Origin of the sequence: Cellulomonas fulva, from assembly GCF_018531375.1 — a bacterium.
Classification (GTDB): domain Bacteria; phylum Actinomycetota; class Actinomycetes; order Actinomycetales; family Cellulomonadaceae; genus Cellulomonas; species Cellulomonas fulva.
Genome location: NZ_JAHBOH010000001.1, coordinates 2,385,304 through 2,403,272, shown reverse-complemented (window position 1 = coordinate 2,403,272; position 17,969 = coordinate 2,385,304). Strand labels below are relative to the sequence as shown.

Sequence of the window (17,969 nt, the reverse complement as noted above, 5' to 3'; positions counted from 1 at the left end):
GACTGACCCTGCGATCACTGACCCCGCTCCACCGTGAACGTCACGCCGTCACCGAGGTCGACGACCTCGCCCGGCGACACGACGCTCGCCTCGCCGGGGTGCAGCCGCCGGGCGCCCTCGCCCTGGCGTGACACGTGCACGCCGTTGGTCGAGTGCAGGTCGGTGACGAGCACGTGGTCGCCCTCCGCCCGGACCTCGGCGTGCGTGCGGGAGATGTCCTGCTGCGGGCTGGGGACCGCGACCAGGCGCGGGAGCTCGCGGTTGGTGACCCGGGCGACCTGCGGCGCGCGGCCCAGGAGCACCGTGCGGTCGAGCGTGACGTCCATGCCCGTGGACAGGACGATGCGCGGCGCCGTGACGGTCGCCACCGCGGCGGGCGCCGGGACCGCGTACGGTCCGGGCGTCGCCGCCTCGTTCGGCCACTGCGCCGCCCACGCCGGGAGCTGCTCGCGGATCTGCGCCAGGTCGGAGGACAGGATCGTCATGCCGTCGTGGTCGTCCTGCGAGGAGGGCCCGACGAGCGAGCGGACGTCGTCCACCGTCGACTCGACGTCGCCGTCCGGCGTGCCCAGCGCGACGAGCGAGGGCTCCGGCTCGCCCGCCGGCGCCCGGTCCGCGACCGGCGGTGCGGGGACGGCCTCGGTGGGCGCCGACGAGGTCGACGCAGGCTCGCCGGGCACGGGCGCGACGGAAGCCGGCTCGACGGAAGCCGGCTCGACGAAAGCCGGCTCAGCAGGCGCAGGCTCGACAGGCGCTGGCTCGCTCGCGTCCGCGACGGGAAGTCCGTCGGGACCGTCCTCGAGCCCGATGCCGGGCAGCCCCCCGGCGAGACCGTCGGAGGAGCTGCCGTCGGAGGAGCTGCCGTCGGAGGAGCTGCCGTCGGAGGAGCTGCCGTCGGCGGGTCCGTCGCCGGCCCCGTCCTCGTCGGACGCCCTCTCCCCCGCGACCTCGTCGGACGCAGGCTCGTCGGACGAAGCCTCGTCGGACGAAGGCTCGTCGGACGCGGGCTCGCCCGACGACGCAGCGAGGGCCGGCGACGCGGCGGGCGCGAACGTGGGCACGTCGACGAGCGCGGAGGTGCTGCCGCGGGTCTCCGCGGCGGCCGTCGTCCCCGCCTGCTGGGACGCAGCAGGCTGCTGAGTGGCAGCCTGACGAGCGGGAGGCTGACGAGCGGCGGGCTCGTCGGTCGCGGAGGCCCGCACCGCGCCCGCGCGCACGACGCCGTCGACGAGCGGCAGCGACGCGGCGTCCGCCGAGGGGTCCCCGTCCGTCGCGTCACCGTCCTGCACGCTCGAGCCGGGGTCGACGACGAGCCGGACCGAGGTGACGTCGTCGAGGACCTGCTCGGTCCACGTGCTGACGTCGCCCGCGCGGACCACTCGCGTCCCGGAGGCGGTCACGACCTCGGCGGTCACCGGGCCTCGCAGCGCCAGGTGCGCGCGGGCTCCGTCCAGGTGCGCCAGGGCGAAGCCGGGCAGGCCGGCGAAGCCGTCGTGGGCCAGGACGCCGAGGCACGCGACGACCCCGTCGCCGCTCGCGTCCCACAGCGAGCGCGCGGTCCCGGCCGGCGCGTCGTCCGCCACCACCGCGAGGAAGCCCGGACGGACGGCCGCCCACCACGGACCCGGCAGGTACTCGGCGGTGCTCATGGCGTGACCTCCTGGGGACCGGCCGGGGGCTCCGGCGGGCTCGGGACGGGGTGCGACAGTGCGGACGACGTCGGTGCGGACGACGTCGGCGCGGACGACGAGGCGGCTCCGACGCGCGCCCGCGGCACGGTGGCGCCGTGCAGCATCTCGTCCCACAGCTGGGGGCCGAGCTGCGACCCGGCGCGGGGCACGGTGATGTGCACGTCGTCGACCGCGCCCGCGGACGTCGCGACGTCCACGACGACGGCGCTCACGTTGTCCCGGGCGCCCGCGTCGAGCGAGCGCCGCACCAGCTCGTTGGCGGCGTCCTGCGCGTCGGACACGCCCTCCAGCACGCGGGCGATGTCCGCGTCGTCGAGCTCGCGCGTCAGGCCGTCGGTGCAGATCAGGAGCCGGTCGTGCAGGCCGGCGGGGAGCAGCCAGTAGTCGGGCTCGGGCTCGTCGCCGGTGCCCAGCGCACGCGTCAGGACGTGCCGCTCGGGGTGGGTGCTCGCGTCCACGGCCTCGATCCGGCCCTGGTCGAGCAGCTCCTGGACCACGGAGTGGTCGACGCTGACCTGCTCGAGCTCGGCCTCGGACCACCGGTAGACGCGCGAGTCGCCCACGTTGAAGACCAGCCAGTAGGCCGTGTCGTCGTGCACCGTCACCGCGACGCCGGCGACGGTCGTCCCGCCCTGCCGTCCGCCGGTGAACTCGCCGCGGATGCGCGCCGACGTGCGCGCGAAGCACGAGTGGATGTCGTCCGCGGTGGCGGCGCTCTGGCCGGCCAGCTGCGCGAACTCCTCGACGGCGATGCGGCTCGCGAGGTCCCCCGCGTCGTGGCCGCCCATCCCGTCGGCCACCAGGAAGACCGGCGGGTACGCGAGGAGCGCGTCCTCGTTCACCTCACGCACCAGACCGCGGTCGGTGGCCGAGCCCCACGACGTCCGCACGGCTTCCCCCTTCCGGCCTGACGGCCCTGTCCGACGTGCCCCGAGGTGTCCCGGTCCGGTGCACATGGTGCCTCACGACGGGCCGCCGCGGTGCCCGTCGCCCGAAGTCCGGGCACCCGGGCAACCACCGGGCGCACCCCGACCGTTCGCCGACCCGCCGCCGACCGACCGCCGACGACCTGACGCACGGGCAGACGCGCCCGTGCGTCGACCTGCCCGTGCATCCTAGATGCCGAGCTGGTAGACGCCCCAGTACGCCAGCACGACGAGGAGCGCGGCGCAGCCCACGACGACCGACCAGAGCGCGACCTGCCGCGCGAGCCCGGGCGCGATGCGGCGCCCGGCGCGCCGCGCGCGCATCGTCGAGCGCAGCAGCAGCACGGCCGCGACGACGGTCGCGATCCCGACCAGCCGCACCGCGACCCAGCCGCCCTTGACCACCACGTCGTTGTGCTCGTAGTCGAGCGCGAGCCGCGCGATCGCGAAGATGTACCAGACCAGTCCGACGACCGTGGCGATCGCGCCCGCGCCGAGCCCGGTCGACCAGCGCACCACGCCGTGCGCCGAGCGCCGCTCCGCGGGCCGCACGGACACCGCCGACGAGCCCGCCCGCGCCGCCCGCCGCCCCTGGACCGTTACCGCCACGCGCGCACCCGCACCGACCAGCCCGCCGAGCACCACGGCAGCGATCGCCGCGATGGTGATCAGCGCGACGACGTCGCCGTTGTGCAGCCAGCGGGGCTCGGGCACGGGCATCGCCAGGAACGTCTGGGTCGGCTGCGCGCCGGCGATCTTGGGCTGCGCCGCGCCGGTCGCGGGCAGGCCGACCACCCACTGCGTCAGGTCCCGCAGGAAGTCGGGGACGATCGTGCCGGCCACCTTGATGCCGTGGGTCGCGTCCTCGTAGTAGCGCACCGTGACGTCGTAGTTCCCGGCGATCGCCGTGTCCCGGATGACCTGCTCGGGGCCTTGGACGATCGGCATCGAGGCGTCCGCGGTGCCGTAGACCATGAGCACCGGCTGCGTCATGCGCCGCTGGTAGGGCGTGACGTCGAAGTCCACGTACTCGAACCCGCCACCGGGGATGGCCATGCCGACCGCGCGCGGGATCGCGCGGAAGACGCCGTGCGGCACGCCCGTGTTGCGCAGGTAGCTGTCGGCCGCGAACGCGGCCTGCTCGCGCGGCGGCACGACGGGCGCGGAGATCAGCAGGACGAACGCGATCCGCTGGTCCTGCGCGGCCATCACCGGCGCGATCCAGGCGCCCTCGCTCTCGGCGTACACGCCGACGCGGTCGGGGTCGACCTCGGGCAGCGTGCGCAGCAGCTCGACCGAGCGCTGGTAGTCCCCCGCCATCGCCACGTAGTCGCGGTACCGCGCGCTGTAGGTGTCGAGCCGCTTGTCGGGCACCAGCGTCACCACGCCCGCCTCGGCGAGCGAGCGCGCCTGCGCCACGAACGCCTTGTCGTACGTCCCGGTCCCCGCGCCGTGCACGAAGACCACCCCCTGCGCCGGGCCCTCGAGGCCCACGGGGACGCTGAGCTGTGCCTGGACCGTCGCCCCGTCGAGCTGCACCGTGACCACCCGCTGCTGCACCTCGTACTGCCGCAGCTGCGGGGCCTCGCCGATCTGCGTGCTGGTCGTCGTGACCACCAGCGGGTCGTCGAGCGGCACCGGGTCCCACTGCGGCCCCATGACCGCGCCGAGCACGGCGAGCACGACGATCCCGAGCACGGTGCTGGCGACGACGCGGTAGCCGCCGGTCAGCAGGTGCTCGCCGCGCGCCCACCGGGCACGCACGCCTCCCTCGTCGAGCATGGACTCAGAACCCGAGGCGCCCGAGCTGCTTCGGGTCGCGCTGCCAGTCCTTGGCGACCTTCACGTGCAGGTCCAGGTAGACCCGCGCGCCGAGCAGCGCCTCGATGCCGCGCCGCGCCTCGCTGCCCACGTCGCGCAGCCGCGCGCCGCCGCGCCCGATCACGATCGCCTTCTGCGAGTCACGCTCGACGAAGAGGTTGACCCGCACGTCCAGCATCGGTCGCCCGTCGCCGGCGGGCTCCTCGCGCGCGACGATCTCGTCGACCACGACGGCCAGCGAGTGCGGCAGCTCGTCGCGCACGCCCTCGAGGGCGGCCTCGCGGACGAGCTCGGCGACCATGACCTCCTCGGGCTCGTCGGTCAGCTCGCCGTCCGGGTACAGCGCGGGGCCCTCCGCCAGGTGCCCGACGAGCACGTCCGCCAGCACGCCGACCTGGTAGCCGTCGACGGCCGAGACGGGCACGATGTCCGCCCACTCGCCCAGGCCGGAGACCGCGAGCAGGTGCTCCGCGAGCCGCTGCCGGGAGACGAGGTCCGACTTCGTCACGATCGCGACGACGGGCGTGCCCCGGCCGTCCCGGGCGAGCTCGCCGAGCTGGTCGGCGATGAAGCGGTCCCCCGGGCCCACCTTCTGGTCCGCGGGGAGGCAGAACCCGACGACGTCCACCTCGGTCAGCGTGTCCTTGACCAGGTCGTTCAGCCGCTCGCCGAGCAGCGTCCGGGGCCGGTGCAGGCCGGGGGTGTCGACCAGGACCAGCTGCGCGTCGGGCCGGTGCACGATCCCGCGCACCGTGTGCCGGGTCGTCTGCGGGCGACCCGAGGTGATCGCGACCTTCTGCCCCACGAGCGCGTTGGTGAGCGTGGACTTGCCCGCGTTCGGGCGTCCGACGAGGCACGCGAACCCGGACCGGAACGGGGCAGCCCCGGCGTCTGCCGTCGGGCTACCGGTCTCGTCGGTCATCAGGCAGCTCCGTGCTCGTCGTCGGCATCGTTCTCGTCGTCGGGCTCCACCCTGCTCACGAGCACCGTGGCCAGGCTCCGGCGCCGCCCCTCGACGCGCTCGGCGACCAGGTGCAGGCCGTGGATCTCTCCCGCGGAGCCCGGCAGAGGAACCTTACCCAGTGCCTTCGCCAGCAGGCCGCCGGCGCTGTCGACGTCCTCGTCGTCGACCTCGAGCCCGAACAGCTCCCCCAGCTCGTCCCGGCCCAGCCGCGCGGGCACCCGGAAGACGCCGTCGCCGAGGTCCTCGACGACCGGCGCGGTCGGGTCGTGCTCGTCGGTCAGCTCGCCGACGATCTCCTCGATCGCGTCCTCGATCGTGACCAGCCCCGCGATGCCGCCGTACTCGTCGACCACCATCGCGATGTGCGACGAGCCCTCCTGCAGCTCGCGCAGCAGGTCGTCGACCGGCTTGGACTCGGGGACGAAGACGGCGGGCCGGACCAGCGACGACGCGGGGGCGGCGAGCGGGTCGTCCCCGTCCGTCGGCGCGGTCGGGACGCGGCCGACCACGTCCTTGAGGTACAGCACGCCCCGCAGGTCGTCGACCGAGTCCCCGACGACGGGCACGCGCGAGAACCCCGAGCGCAGCAGCAGGGCGAGCGCCTTGCGCAGCGGCGTGTCCTCGTGGGTCGTCACCATGTCCGTGCGCGGCACCATCACCTCGCGCGTCAGCGTCTCGCCGAGCCCGAGGACGGAGCGGAACAGCTCGCGCTCGTCGTCCTCGATCGCCTCGGACTCGCTCACGCGCTGCACCATGTCCCGCAGCTCTTCCTCCTCCTCGGCCGTCGGTCCGCCCGGCCCGACGCGGCGCTCCGCGACCGGCCCCGCCAGCCGTGTGACCAGCTCCAGGGGCCCCGACAGCGCGGTGAGCGTCCGCACGGGGTTCCGGCGGCCGAGCGAACGCGGGCTCACGCGGACCAGCAGGAACGCCACCACGACGCACAGCGCCACGGCTCCCAGCAGCACGCCCCACCACGCCAGGTCGGTCGCCGCGACGACGATCGTGAGGCACACGGTCGCCACCATCTCGGCCAGGAGACGGAAGAAGGACGCCGCGGTCGCGACGCGCCGCGGGTGCTCGACGAGGCGCCGGACCCGCTCGGCGGCCGGGTGGCGCTCCGCGACGAGCTCGGTGACCGCCTGCCGGGTCACGCGCAGGACGGCGACCTCGCCGGCCGACAGGGCGGCGGCCGTCGCCGTGCCGAGGACCGCGACGACGACGAGCAGCCCGACGGGGACGTCGTTCACCGGCCGGCCAGGAACGTCAGGAGCAGCCGGCGCTGGAGGGCGAACATCTCCTTCTCCTCCTCCGGCTCCGCGTGGTCGAAGCCCAGCAGGTGCAGGATCCCGTGCGTCGTGAGGAGCAGGAGCTCCTCGACGGTCGAGTGTCCTGCCGTCACGGCCTGCTGCGCGGCGACCTCGGGGCACAGCACGACGTCGCCGAGCAGGCCGGCGGGCGTCACGTCGCCGTCACGGCCGGGGCGCAGCTCGTCCATCGGGAAGGAGAGCACGTCGGTCGGGCCCGGCTCGTCCATCCACTTCACGTGCAGCTCGGTCATGACGTCGGTCCCGACGAGCATGATCGACAGGTCGGTCTGCGGGTGCACGTGCATCTCGTCGAGCACGTACCGCGCGAGCGCGGCGAACTCCGCCTCGTCGACCTCGAACCCCGACTCGTTGTTGACCTCGATGCTCATCGGCCGCCCGTGCTCCCGTCCGAGTCCCAGCGCGCGTACGCGTCGATGATGGCGCTGACCAGCCGGTGGCGGACCACGTCGGACGAGGACAGCCGGCAGAAGGCGACGTCCTCGACGTCGCCGAGGATGCGTTCGACGACGCGCAGGCCCGACGTGGTGCCGGACGGCAGGTCCACCTGCGTCACGTCCCCGGTCACGACGACGCGGCTGCCGAAGCCGAGGCGCGTGAGGAACATCTTCATCTGCTCGACCGAGGTGTTCTGCGCCTCGTCCAGGATGATGAAGGAGTCGTTGAGCGTGCGGCCGCGCATGTACGCGAGCGGCGCCACCTCGATGGTCCCCGCCTCCAGGAGCCGCGGGATGGACTCGGGGTCCACCATGTCGTGCAGCGCGTCGTACAACGGGCGCAGGTAGGGGTCGATCTTCTCCGCGAGCGTCCCGGGCAGGAAGCCGAGCCGCTCGCCGGCCTCGACCGCGGGCCGCGTCAGCACGATGCGGTTGACCGTGCGGTCGTTGAGCGCCTGCACGGCCTTGGCCATCGCGAGGTACGTCTTGCCCGTGCCGGCCGGTCCGATGCCGAACGTGACCGTGTTGCGGTCGATCGCGTCGACGTACTCCTTCTGGCCCGCGGTCTTGGGCCGGATGGTGCGGCCGCGCGAGGACAGGATGTTGAAGGTCAGGATGTCCGCGGGCCGCGCGTTCGAGCCGGCGGTCAGCATCGCGACCGTGCGCCGCACGACGTCGGGCGTCAGGGGCGTCGCCGCGGCGGTCATCTCGATGAGCTCGTCCACCAGGCGCGTCACGAGGGCCACGTCGCCTGCCGGTCCGGCGAGCCGCACCTCGTTGCCGCGCACGTGCACGTCGACGCCCGTGAAGCCCGCCTCGATCTCGCGCAGCACCTCGTCGTGCAGGCCCAGCAGCTCGACCATCGACACGTCGGCGGGGACGGTGATGCGGTGCTCGACGCGCGCGGGCGTCGTCGTGCGCGGTGCGGGTGTCGGCTCGGTCATGTGCTCGGCGTGCGCCGTCGCTCCTCGGTGTCGGGCGGGTGTGCAGCTCGGGTGTGCAGCTCGGGTGTGGACAGCGGTGCCGGCCGGCCGGGGCGGGGCCCGGCGGCTCAGGGTCGAGTCTACGTGCGGCGCCCCGCACGAGCCTCGCGGAAAAGCGTCAGGACCAGCGTCCCAGCCGGGTCGCCAGCAGGGCGAGCGCGACCGGGCCGGCGGTCGACGTGCGCAGCACGTGCGGGCCGAGGCGCACGGTCAGGGCGCCCGCCTCCACCAGCCGCGCGAGCTCGTCGTCCCCGATCCCGCCCTCCGGGCCGACGACGACGAGCACGTCGCCGGAGGCCGGCAGCGGCGCCTCGGCGAGGGGCGCGGTCGCGTCCTCGTGCAGCACCAGCACGGCGCCGCCGGCGGCGACCACCTCACCGGTCCGCGTCACGAGCGCCTTGGTGTCGAGCGCCTGGTCCACGCCCGGGACCCACGCTCGTCGTGCCTGCTTGGCAGCGGTCCGGACGGTGCCGAGCCAGCGTGCCCGGGACCGCGCCGCACGGTCGCCGCGCCACACGACGACCGACCGTGCCGCCTGCCAGGGCACCACGTCGTCCACACCCACCTCGGTCGCGGCCTCGATCGCGAGCTCGTCCCGGTCGCCCTTGGCGAGGGCCTGCACCAGGACCAGGCGCACGTCCGGGCGCGGCTCGCGGCGCACCTCGCCGACCGCGAGCGTGACCCCCTCGGGGCCGACCGCGGCGACGGTGCCGACCAGCCGCACGCCGGCGCCGTCGACGACGTCCACCCGCTCCCCCGGCGCGCGGCGCTGCACGACGCCCGCGTGCCGGCCCTCGGCGCCGTCGAGCAGGAACGCCCCGCCGGGGCCCAGGCCGTCGAGGCGGCCGGGGTCGACGACGAAGACCGGTGCGGTCATCGACCCGCGAGCTTGTCGCGCAGCTTGCCGAACACGCCCTGGTGGGAGGCCGCGAGCCGCGCCTCCGGACGCTCCTCGCCACGCAGCGTCGCCAGCCGGCGCAGCAGCTCGGTCTGCTCGTCGTCCAGCGCCGTCGGCACCGCCACGTCGACGTGCACGTGCAGGTCGCCGCGTCCGCCGACGTGCAGGTGCCCGACGCCCAGCCCCTTGAGCGTGACGACCTGCTCGGGCTGCGTGCCCGGGCGCAGGTCGACCTCCTGCGGGCCGTCGAGCGTCTCGAGCGTCAGCACCGTGCCGAGCGCGGCGGCCGTCATCGGGACGCTCATCGTCACGTGCAGGTCGTCGCCGTCGCGCGCGAACAGCTCGTGCCGGCGCTCGCGCACCTCGAGGTACACGTCACCCGCCGGGCCGCCCGCGGGCCCGACCTCGCCCTGGCCCGTCAGCTTGATCCGCGTGCCGGTGTCGACACCCGCCGGGACGTCGACGCCCAGCGTCCGGCGCGAGCGCACGCGGCCCTCGCCCGAGCACTCGGGGCAGGGCTCGGGGATCGTCGTGCCGAAGCCGCGGCAGGCCGCGCACGGCTGGTTCGTCATGACCTGGCCCAGGAACGAGCGCGCCACCCGCTGGACCATGCCGCGGCCGTGGCAGACCTCGCACGTGCGGGGCGACGTCCCGGGGCGGCAGCAGGTGCCGCTGCAGGTGGGGCAGGTGACCGCGGTGTCGACCGGGATCTCGCGGTGCGTGCCGAACGTGACGTCGGCGAGGTCCAGGTCGAGCCGGACCAGCGCGTCCTGGCCGCGCCGGGCGCGCGGCACCGGTCCGCGCTGGGCCCCGGCACCGCTCGCGGCGCCGAAGAACGTCTCGAAGATGTCCTGGAAGCCGAAGCCCCCCATGCCGTCGCCGCCCATGCCGCCGCTGGGCGAGGACGGGTCGGAGCCCAGGTCGTACTGCCGGCGCTTGTCGGCGTTGCCCAGGACCTCGTAGGCCCGGGAGACGGCCTTGAACCGCTCCTCGGCGCCCGGGTCCTCGCCCGCGACGTCGGGGTGGTTCTCGCGCGCGAGCTTGCGGTAGGCCTTCTTGATCTGCTCGGGCGTCGCGTCGCGCGGGACGCCCAGGACCTCGTAGTAGTCGGTCACGTCGTGGTTCGCTCGCTTCCTGGCGGGCTCGTCGGGTCAGGCGGTCGTCGAGGTGGTGGAGCGCCGCGACGCGGCCGGCACGCTCGTCGTCGGGTGCGTCACCCCGCGAGGATGCGGGTGAGGTAGCGGGCCACGGCGCGCACCGACGCCATGGTCCCGGGGTAGTCCATGCGCAGCGGACCGATGGCGCCGACGCGGGCCAGCGACGCGCCCCCCTCGTCGCCGTAGCCGCTGGTCACGAAGCTGGTCTCGACCAGGCCGTCGTGCTGCGTCTCGCGGCCGATCCGGACCGAGACGCTCGCGGCGTCCTCCGCCATCTCGCTCAGGAGCCGCAGCAGCACCACCTGCTCCTCGAGCGCCTCGAGCACCGGGCCGATGGTCCGCACGAAGTCCTGGCCGCCGCCGCGCGCGAGGTTCGCGGTGCCGGCGAGCACCACGCGCTCCTCGCTCTCCTGCGCGAGCGTCTCGGCCACCACGTCGACCACCTGCCGCAGCAGCGCGCCGTCCTGCGGGCCGAACGCCGCCGCCAGGTCCTCGACCGCGTCGCCCAGCTCCGCGAGGCGGCGGCCCGCGACGTGCGCGTTCACGGCCGCGCGCAGCCGCACGACGACGAGCTCGTCGACGTCGCCGGGGGTCTCGAGCGTGCGCTGCTCCACCCGTCCCGTGTCGGTGATCAGCACGACGAGCAGGTGCCGCGCCCCCACGGGCACCAGCTCGATGTGCCGCAGGGCCGAGCGCCGCAGCGACGGGTACTGCACCACCGCGACCTGGTGCGTGAGCTGCGCGAGCAGGCGGACCGAGCGGTCCACCACGTCGTCCAGGTCGACCGCGTCCTCGAGCAGCTGGCCGATCGCGCGCTTCTCGGGAGCCGAGAGCGGCTTGACCGTCGCGAGCCGGTCGACGAACACGCGGTAGCCCTTGTCCGTGGGCACGCGGCCCGCGGAGGTGTGCGGCTGGGCGATGTAGCCGCCCTCCTCGAGCGCCGCCATGTCGTTGCGGATCGTCGCCGGGGAGACGCCGAGGTTGTGGCGCTCGACGAGGGCACGCGACCCGACGGGCTCACCCGTGGACACGTAGTCCTCGACGATCGCGCGGAGCACGTCGAGGCGCCGGTCGTCGCTCATCCCGCAGTCCTCCCTCCGCGCGTCCCCGGACAGGCCGTCCCCAGACAGGTAGCACTCACCCGTTCCGAGTGCCAATCCTACGACGACGCGCCCCGCACCTCCTCGGCGCGCTCCGGCGCGGTGCACGACGCGAGCGTCTAGGGTGCCGGGGCAGTCCGGCCCGGGACCGGGCGAGCGGGCGAGGGAGCAGCGAGGAGCAGTGAGCGAGGGGTGAGCGAGGGGTGATGGACCGGTACGGCACGGACGTGCTCGGGGACGAGCCCGGCAGCGGCGGCAGCGGGCACCACCGTGCCCGGCCGACGTCGCGGCCGCAGCCCGCCGACCGCGGGCTCGTCGTCGAGGAGGTCACGACCGGCTGGGTCGGCGCGGTCGTGCGGGTCGAGAAGTCCGGCGGCCAGCACGTCGTCGTGCTCGAGGACCGGCACGGACGGACCCGCACCTTCCCGCTGGGCCCCGGGTTCTGGGTGGACGGGCAGCCCGTGGTCCTCACCGCGCCCGTCACGACGACGGCGCCGCGCCCGCCGGAGCGCACGGCGTCCGGCTCGCGCGCCGTGGCCGGTGCGCGCGCCCGCGTGGCGCGCGGCAGCCGCATCTGGGTCGAGGGCAAGCACGACGCCGAGCTGGTCGAGAAGGTCTGGGGCGACGACCTGCGCGTCGAGGGCGTGGTCGTGGAGCTGCTCGACGGCGTGGACCACCTCGTCGACGCCGTCCGCGACTTCGCGCCGTCCGCGGACCGCCGCGTCGGCGTGCTCGTCGACCACCTGGTGCCCGGCTCGAAGGAGGCGCGCATCGCCGCCGACGCCCTGCGCGCGGCGCCCGGCGGCACGGTGCTCGTCCTCGGGCACCCGTACGTCGACGTGTGGCAGGCGGTGCGCCCGCAGCGGGTGGGCCTGACGGCGTGGCCGACGATCGAGCGCGGCACCGAGTGGAAGCGCGGCATCCTGCGCGAGCTGGGCTGGCCCGCGCAGGACCAGGCCGACGTCGCGCGCGCCTGGCAGCGGATCCTGGGCACCGTGCGCAGCTACGCCGACCTGGAGCCGTCCCTGCTGGGCCGCGTCGAGGAGCTCATCGACTTCGTCACCGCGTGACGCGCGAGGCCCCCGCCCCCCACCAGGGGACGGGGGCCTCGTCGTGCCTGGCGACGCGTCAGGCGGCGACGGGCTCGCCGTTGAGGCGGCGGTAGAAGTACGCCTGCGCGAGCAGCGCCAGGGGCAGCGCGACGAACAGGCCGACACCGCACAGCAGGGAGCCGACCGCGCTGACGACGACGATCCCCAGGGACAGCAGCGCGACCGGACCGAGGTTGTTCTTGACCAGCTCGAAGCTCGCCTTGAGGGCGTCGACGGCCCCGAGCCCGCGGTCGACGACGTAGTACAGCGTGAACTGCGCGAAGAACGCGACCGCGATGCCCGGCAGGTAGCAGAGCGCGTACCCGACGGCGGTGAGGACGCCGACCAGCAGCGCGGCGACCACCACGGCGCCCAGGTTCCGGAACCGGTAGAACGTGTCCACGCTCAGCGCCTCGCCGCGCGAGAGCCGCAGCGCCGCCTGGACGAACCCGGCCTGCAGGATCGAGAACAGCACGACCGTGACCAGGGTGATCAGGCCGCCGACGACCAGCAGGACGAAGAAGTTCGGACCGGAGCCGTACGTGATGGACCCGTCGTCGTGGAGCACCAGGTCGTCGGACGTCCCCAGCAGCGTCGCCGCCAGGACCGCGTACAGGACGCCGACGATGATCGCCGTCGCGACGAGGTAGCCGAGGATGCCGAGCAGGATCGGGCCGACGTTCTCGGTGAACTTCTTCCAGCCCCACGTGAACGCCTGCATGACGTCCACCGGCTGGCCGTCGGGCGCGCCGTACCCGCCGGGCGCCGGGGCAGCCGGCGGCGGCGGGGAGGCGGGCGGCGGGTAGGCGCCGCTCGGCTGCGCGGGCGGCGGCGGGTATGCGCCGGTGGGCTCCGCCGGGGCGGCGGGCGCCGAGGGTGCCAGGGGGGACTCGGGCGGCTGCGGGCTGCCTCCGTCGGCCGGCGGGACGGGCGCGTTCTCGTCCTCCGGTCGCGGCGTGGTGTCGCTCATGCGTCTCCCTCTCTTCGTCGGGCCCGACCTGGGCCCCGGGGAAGCGAACCGAAGCGCGCGGACCGTGTCAAGGATCTGCGCGCAGCGCGGGGTCACCGCGTGAAGATCACCCGATACGCTGCGGGGACGCCCCGTGCGCGCACCGTGCCCGCACGGGCGAGCGACCCGAGGCACGAGCGCACCCGAGGAGTCCCGATGAGCACGCCCCCGCCGCCCGGCGACCAGCCCTGGAACGCCGCGCCGCCGCCCGGACCGGGCTACGGCGCGCCGGCCGCGCCGCCGCTGCGGCCCGACGAGGAGAAGACGTGGGCGATCCTCGCCCACCTGCTGCCGTTCGTCGCGGGGTTCCTCGCGCCGCTCGTGATCTGGCTCGTGTTCCGGGGCCGCGGACCGTACCTGGAGCACCAGGCGAAGGAGTCGCTGAACTTCCAGCTCACGCTCCTCATCGCCTACGTCGTCGGCTCGATCCTGCTGATCATCGTGGTCGGCGCGGTCATCCTGATCGCCGCCGCGATCCTGCAGATCGTGCTGCAGATCATGGCGGCCATCGCGGCCAGCCGGTTCGAGTGGTACCGGTACCCGGTGAGCATCCGCTTCATCAAGTGACCGTCCTGAAGTGACCGTCCTGGCGTGACCGTCCTGGCGTGACCGTCCTGCCGGTCGGCCGGGCACGGGCGGGTCAGCCGCCGAAGCCCGCCAGCGTGCGCACGGCCAGGTCGGCCAGCAGGCGTCCGCGCCGCGTCAGCACCAGCCGGCGCTCGGCGATCAGCGCGCGCCCGTCGACGAGCCCGTCCGCGACCAGGCCCGCGACCCGCGCCCGCTCGTCGGACGTGAGCTCCGCCAGGGGCATCCCCTGCGCGAGCCGGACGTGCAGCATGAGCCGCTCGAGCGCGGCCGCCTCGTCGTCCACGACCTCGCGGCCCGCCGCCGGGCTCAGGCCCTGCTCGAGGCGCGCGGCGTAGGCGCGGGGGTGCTTGACGTTCCACCACCGCACACCGCCGACGTGGGAGTGGGCGCCGGGCCCGATCCCCCACCAGTCGTCGCCGCGCCAGTAGGCCAGGTTGTGCCGGCACACGTGCTCCGGCCCGCGCGCCCAGTTCGAGACCTCGTACCAGCCGAGGCCCGCCGCGGCCAGCAGGTCGTCGGCGAGCTCGTACTTGGCCGCCTGGTCGTCGCCGTCGGGCAGCGCGAGCTCGCCCCGGCGCACCTGCGCGGCCATCTTGGTGCCCGGCTCGACCACGAGGGCGTACGCCGACACGTGGTCCACACCCGTCGCCAGCGCGGTCTCGAGCGAGGTGCGCCAGTCGTCGACGCTCTCCCCCGGCGTGCCGTAGATCAGGTCGAGCGAGACGTCGAGCCCGGCGTCGCGCGCCCACCGGACGACCTCGGGGATGCGCGCCGGGTCGTGCGTGCGCTCGAGCGTGCGCAGCACGTGCCCCACCGCGGACTGCATGCCGAACGAGACGCGCGTGAAGCCGCCCGCCGCGAGCGCCGCGAGCGACTCCGGCGTGACCGAGTCGGGGTTCGCCTCGGTCGTCACCTCGGCGTCGTCGGACAGCCCCCAGGCCTCCCGCACGGAAGCGAGCATCCCGACGAGGTCGTGCGCCGGCAGGACGGTGGGCGTGCCGCCCCCGACGAACACGGTCGAGACCGGCCGCGCCGGCAGTCCCGCGTCGCGCAGCACGCGGGCCGCGAGGTCGACCTCGCGCCACGCGGTCGATGCGTACGACGCCTGGCTCGCGCCGCCGCCCAGCTCGAGCGACGTGTAGGTGTTGAAGTCGCAGTAGCCGCAGCGGACCGTGCAGAACGGGACGTGCAGGTAGACGCCGAACGCGCGCTCGTCGGCGCCCGCGACCACGGACGTGGGCAGCGCGCCGTCGGCGGGTGCCTCGTCGCCGTCGGGCAGGGCCGGGCTCACGCGGGACGGCTCACTTCTTCTTGGCGTCCTTGTCCTTGGGCGCCGCGGCGTCCGACGAGAGGGCGGCGATGAAGGCCTCCTGCGGCACGTCGACCCGGCCGATCGTCTTCATGCGCTTCTTGCCCTCCTTCTGCTTCTCGAGGAGCTTGCGCTTGCGCGTGATGTCGCCGCCGTAGCACTTGGCGAGCACGTCCTTGCGGATGGCGCGGATGGTCTCGCGCGCGATCACGCGGCTGCCGATGGCCGCCTGGATGGGCACCTCGAACTGCTGGCGCGGGATGAGCTCCTTGAGCTTCGCCGTCATCATCACGCCGTACGCGTAAGCCTTGTCCTTGTGCGCGATCGCGCTGAACGCGTCGACCTGCTCGCCCTGCAGCAGGATGTCGACCTTCACCAGGTCCGCGACCTGCTCCCCCGTGGGCTCGTAGTCCAGGCTCGCGTAGCCGCGCGTCCGGGACTTGAGCTGGTCGAAGAAGTCGAACACGATCTCGGCGAGCGGCAGCGTGTAGCGCATCTCGACGCGGTCCTCGGACAGGTAGTCCATGCCCTGCAGGTCGCCGCGCTTGGACTGGCAGAGCTCCATGATGGCGCCGACGAACTCGCTGGGCGCGAGGATCGTCGCCTTGACGACCGGCTCGCGCACCTCGCGGATCTTGCCGCCGGGGAACTCGCTCGGGTTGGTCACGTGGACCTCGGTGCGGTCCTCCAGGACGACGTCGTAGACGACGTTCGGGGCGGTCGAGATGAGGTCGAGGTCGAACTCGCGCTCGAGCCGCTCCCGGATGATCTCGAGGTGCAGGAGGCCCAGGAAGCCGACGCGGAACCCGAAGCCGAGCGCCACCGACGTCTCCGGCTCGTAGTTCAGCGCCGCGTCGTTGAGCTTGAGCTTGTCGAGCGCGTCGCGCAGGGCCGGGTAGTCCGAGCCGTCGATCGGGTACAGGCCGGAGAAGACCATGGGCTTGGGGTCGGAGTAGCCGCCCAGCGCCTGGTCCGCGGGCTTGGCCGCGTTGGTGACGGTGTCGCCGACCTTGGACTGGCGCACGTCCTTCACGCCCGTGATGAGGTAGCCGACCTCGCCCACGCCGAGCCCCTTCGTCGGGACCGGCTCCGGGCTGATCACGCCGATCTCGAGCAGCTCGTGCGTCGCGCGCGTCGACATCATCGCGATCCGCTCGCGCGGGTTGAGGTTGCCGTCGACCACGCGCACGTACGTCACGACGCCGCGGTAGGTGTCGTACACCGAGTCGAAGATCATGGCGCGCGCCGGCGCCGCGGCGTCGCCCACCGGCGCGGGGATGAGCTCCACGATGCGGTCGAGGAGCGCCTCGACGCCCTCGCCGGTCTTGCCGGACACCTTGAGGACGTCCGCGGGGTCGCCGCCGACGAGGCCCGCGATCTCCTCCGCGTACTTCTCCGGCTGCGCGGCCGGCAGGTCGATCTTGTTGAGGACCGGGATGATCTGCAGGTCGTTCTCGAGCGCCAGGTAGAGGTTGGCCAGCGTCTGGGCCTCGATGCCCTGCGCCGCGTCGACCAGCAGCACCGCGCCCTCGCACGCCGCGAGCGACCGCGAGACCTCGTACGTGAAGTCGACGTGCCCGGGCGTGTCGATCATGTTGAGCGCGTACGGCGTCCCCGCGTGCTCCCACGGCATCCGGACCGCCTGGGACTTGATCGTGATGCCGCGCTCGCGCTCGATGTCCATGCGGTCGAGGTACTGCGCGCGCATCGCCCGCGCCTCGACCACGCCCGTGAGCTGGAGCATCCGGTCCGCGAGCGTCGACTTGCCGTGGTCGATGTGGGCGATGATGCAGAAGTTGCGCAGGAGCTCGGGCGCGGTGGCGGCAGGGCGGATGCGCGCTGCGCCTGCGGCACTCGGGATCGGGGACACGCGGTGGATGCTCCGGTTCTGGTGGGCGTGTGGCGGGATGTGCTCGACGTTCGGCCGGACCTGCCCTCGTCGGGCCGGGCCCTCGGCCCCACCATGGTCCCATGACGCCGGACGCCCCTGGAGCCCTCGACCACCTCGCGGCCCTCGGGCGGGTGCAGGACGACTTCCTGGCCTCGATCGGCGAGGTCGACCCGGAGACCCCGGTCCCGTGGTGCGGGCGCTGGCGCGTGCGCCACCTCGTCGTGCACCTCGGCCGCATCCACCACTGGGCCGCCGCGCAGGCCGGCAAGGCGCGCGAGGTGCCGCTGGGCCGCGGGCCGTTCGTGCTGGACGAGTTCTACGCCACGCACGCGACCGAGGTGCGCGAGACGCTGGAGCGCCTGGGCGACGCCGAGGGCTGGACGCTCGTCGGGAACGGGCCGGCGTCCTGGTGGCGCCGGCGGCAGCTGCACGAGACGCTCGTGCACCTCTGGGACCTGAGGGCCTCGTCGCAGCTGCCCGTCACCGCGGACCCCGTCCTGTGGGGGGACACGGTCGACGAGGTGGTCACCGTGATGCAGCCCCGCCAGCAGGCGATGGGACGGATGGAGCCGCTGCCGGCGCCCGTGCGCCTCGAGGCCACGGACTCGGGCCGCACCTGGTCGCTCGGCGGCGTGGGCGAGCCCGCCGCCACGGTCCGTGCGGGCTCGCGGGACCTCGCGCTCCTGGTCTGGGGCCGGCGCACGCCCGACGAGGTCACGGTCGCGGGCGACGCCGACGCGCTGGTCGACGCGCTCGCCCGCCGGCTCACGCCCTGAGCG

16 protein-coding genes are annotated in these 17,969 nt (G+C 74.4%); 3 read left to right on the top strand and 13 right to left on the bottom strand.

Features of this window, described 5'->3' with window-relative positions; translation table 11 throughout:
• Positions 1 to 14: 14 nt before the first annotated feature.
• The 10 genes from KIN34_RS10695 to hrcA form a co-directional block, all read right to left on the bottom strand.
• Positions 15 to 1,649 carry an FHA domain-containing protein gene (locus tag KIN34_RS10695; protein ID WP_214350192.1) on the bottom strand — a complete coding sequence of 545 codons (1,635 nt, stop codon included), beginning with the start codon at positions 1,647 to 1,649 and terminating at the stop codon, positions 15 to 17.
• Positions 1,646 to 2,581, bottom strand: a complete 936-nt coding sequence (locus tag KIN34_RS10690; protein WP_214350189.1) for a PP2C family protein-serine/threonine phosphatase — start codon at positions 2,579 to 2,581, stop codon at positions 1,646 to 1,648. Before KIN34_RS10690 ends, KIN34_RS10695 begins: the two co-directional genes overlap by 4 nt.
• 225 nt (positions 2,582 to 2,806) lie before the next feature.
• Positions 2,807 to 4,399: an alpha/beta hydrolase family protein gene (locus KIN34_RS10685; protein WP_214350186.1), complete on the bottom strand. Its 1,593-nt coding sequence runs from the start codon at positions 4,397 to 4,399 to the stop codon at positions 2,807 to 2,809.
• Between the two features lie 4 nt (positions 4,400 to 4,403).
• Positions 4,404 to 5,360 carry a GTPase Era gene (era, locus tag KIN34_RS10680; protein WP_214350184.1) on the bottom strand — a complete coding sequence of 319 codons (957 nt, stop codon included), beginning with the start codon at positions 5,358 to 5,360 and terminating at the stop codon, positions 4,404 to 4,406.
• Positions 5,360 to 6,649, bottom strand: a complete 1,290-nt coding sequence (locus KIN34_RS10675) for a hemolysin family protein (RefSeq protein ID WP_214350182.1) — start codon at positions 6,647 to 6,649, stop codon at positions 5,360 to 5,362. The genes era and KIN34_RS10675 overlap by 1 nt, the downstream gene beginning before the upstream one ends.
• On the bottom strand, positions 6,646 to 7,098 hold the full coding sequence (gene ybeY, locus KIN34_RS10670) for an rRNA maturation RNase YbeY (protein WP_214350180.1): 453 nt from the start codon (positions 7,096 to 7,098) through the stop codon (positions 6,646 to 6,648). The genes KIN34_RS10675 and ybeY overlap by 4 nt, the downstream gene beginning before the upstream one ends.
• Positions 7,095 to 8,108 carry a PhoH family protein gene (locus tag KIN34_RS10665; protein ID WP_214350178.1) on the bottom strand — a complete coding sequence of 338 codons (1,014 nt, stop codon included), beginning with the start codon at positions 8,106 to 8,108 and terminating at the stop codon, positions 7,095 to 7,097. Before KIN34_RS10665 ends, ybeY begins: the two co-directional genes overlap by 4 nt.
• Before the next feature lie 157 nt (positions 8,109 to 8,265).
• The gene (locus KIN34_RS10660; RefSeq protein WP_214350176.1) at positions 8,266 to 9,024 is read right to left on the bottom strand and encodes a 16S rRNA (uracil(1498)-N(3))-methyltransferase; all 759 of its coding nucleotides are present in this window, start codon (positions 9,022 to 9,024) and stop codon (positions 8,266 to 8,268) included.
• A complete protein-coding gene (dnaJ, locus tag KIN34_RS10655; protein ID WP_214350174.1) occupies positions 9,021 to 10,160 on the bottom strand; it encodes a molecular chaperone DnaJ in 1,140 nt (379 codons plus the stop codon). The genes KIN34_RS10660 and dnaJ overlap by 4 nt, the downstream gene beginning before the upstream one ends.
• Positions 10,161 to 10,258: 98 nt before the next feature.
• The gene (hrcA, locus tag KIN34_RS10650) at positions 10,259 to 11,284 is read right to left on the bottom strand and encodes a heat-inducible transcriptional repressor HrcA (protein ID WP_214350172.1); all 1,026 of its coding nucleotides are present in this window, start codon (positions 11,282 to 11,284) and stop codon (positions 10,259 to 10,261) included.
• Positions 11,285 to 11,508: 224 nt separating this feature from the next.
• Between hrcA and KIN34_RS10645 the strand changes: the two genes are divergently transcribed.
• On the top strand, positions 11,509 to 12,372 hold the full coding sequence (locus KIN34_RS10645) for a DUF3097 domain-containing protein (RefSeq protein ID WP_214350169.1): 864 nt from the start codon (positions 11,509 to 11,511) through the stop codon (positions 12,370 to 12,372).
• Positions 12,373 to 12,430: 58 nt separating this feature from the next.
• On the opposite strand, the gene KIN34_RS10640 is transcribed toward KIN34_RS10645, so the two are convergent.
• Positions 12,431 to 13,363 (bottom strand): DUF7847 domain-containing protein, encoded by a 933-nt coding sequence (locus tag KIN34_RS10640; protein WP_214350167.1) that lies wholly within the window; start codon positions 13,361 to 13,363, stop codon positions 12,431 to 12,433.
• A 195-nt stretch (positions 13,364 to 13,558) separates the two neighbouring features.
• On the opposite strand from KIN34_RS10640, the gene KIN34_RS10635 reads away from it, so the two are divergent.
• Positions 13,559 to 13,969, top strand: coding sequence for a DUF4870 domain-containing protein (locus KIN34_RS10635; RefSeq protein ID WP_214350164.1), 411 nt, complete (start codon positions 13,559 to 13,561; stop codon positions 13,967 to 13,969).
• A 73-nt stretch (positions 13,970 to 14,042) separates the two neighbouring features.
• On the opposite strand, the gene hemW is transcribed toward KIN34_RS10635, so the two are convergent.
• Positions 14,043 to 15,281 carry a radical SAM family heme chaperone HemW gene (hemW, locus tag KIN34_RS10630; protein WP_214350161.1) on the bottom strand — a complete coding sequence of 413 codons (1,239 nt, stop codon included), beginning with the start codon at positions 15,279 to 15,281 and terminating at the stop codon, positions 14,043 to 14,045.
• 10 nt (positions 15,282 to 15,291) lie between these two features.
• Positions 15,292 to 17,169, bottom strand: a complete 1,878-nt coding sequence (gene lepA / locus KIN34_RS10625) for a translation elongation factor 4 (protein ID WP_307858191.1) — start codon at positions 17,167 to 17,169, stop codon at positions 15,292 to 15,294.
• A gap of 101 nt (positions 17,170 to 17,270) precedes the next feature.
• Between lepA and KIN34_RS10620 the strand changes: the two genes are divergently transcribed.
• Positions 17,271 to 17,966 (top strand): maleylpyruvate isomerase family mycothiol-dependent enzyme, encoded by a 696-nt coding sequence (locus tag KIN34_RS10620; protein ID WP_214350159.1) that lies wholly within the window; start codon positions 17,271 to 17,273, stop codon positions 17,964 to 17,966.
• The last annotated feature ends 3 nt before the right edge of the window (positions 17,967 to 17,969 follow it).

Excerpts from the sequence above, each read along its gene's own strand:
- KIN34_RS10695 (WP_214350192.1), bottom strand. The coding sequence starts at position 1,649 with ATGAGCACCGCCGAGTACCTGCCGGGTCCGTGGTGGGCGGCCGTCCGT.
- KIN34_RS10685 (WP_214350186.1), bottom strand. The coding sequence starts at position 4,399 with ATGCTCGACGAGGGAGGCGTGCGTGCCCGGTGGGCGCGCGGCGAGCAC.
- era (WP_214350184.1), bottom strand. The coding sequence starts at position 5,360 with ATGACCGACGAGACCGGTAGCCCGACGGCAGACGCCGGGGCTGCCCCG.
- ybeY (WP_214350180.1), bottom strand. The coding sequence starts at position 7,098 with ATGAGCATCGAGGTCAACAACGAGTCGGGGTTCGAGGTCGACGAGGCG.
- KIN34_RS10665 (WP_214350178.1), bottom strand. The coding sequence starts at position 8,108 with ATGACCGAGCCGACACCCGCACCGCGCACGACGACGCCCGCGCGCGTC.
- KIN34_RS10660 (WP_214350176.1), bottom strand. The coding sequence starts at position 9,024 with ATGACCGCACCGGTCTTCGTCGTCGACCCCGGCCGCCTCGACGGCCTG.
- hrcA (WP_214350172.1), bottom strand. The coding sequence starts at position 11,284 with ATGAGCGACGACCGGCGCCTCGACGTGCTCCGCGCGATCGTCGAGGAC.
- KIN34_RS10645 (WP_214350169.1), top strand. The coding sequence starts at position 11,509 with ATGGACCGGTACGGCACGGACGTGCTCGGGGACGAGCCCGGCAGCGGC.
- KIN34_RS10640 (WP_214350167.1), bottom strand. The coding sequence starts at position 13,363 with ATGAGCGACACCACGCCGCGACCGGAGGACGAGAACGCGCCCGTCCCG.
- KIN34_RS10635 (WP_214350164.1), top strand. The coding sequence starts at position 13,559 with ATGAGCACGCCCCCGCCGCCCGGCGACCAGCCCTGGAACGCCGCGCCG.
- KIN34_RS10620 (WP_214350159.1), top strand. The coding sequence starts at position 17,271 with ATGACGCCGGACGCCCCTGGAGCCCTCGACCACCTCGCGGCCCTCGGG.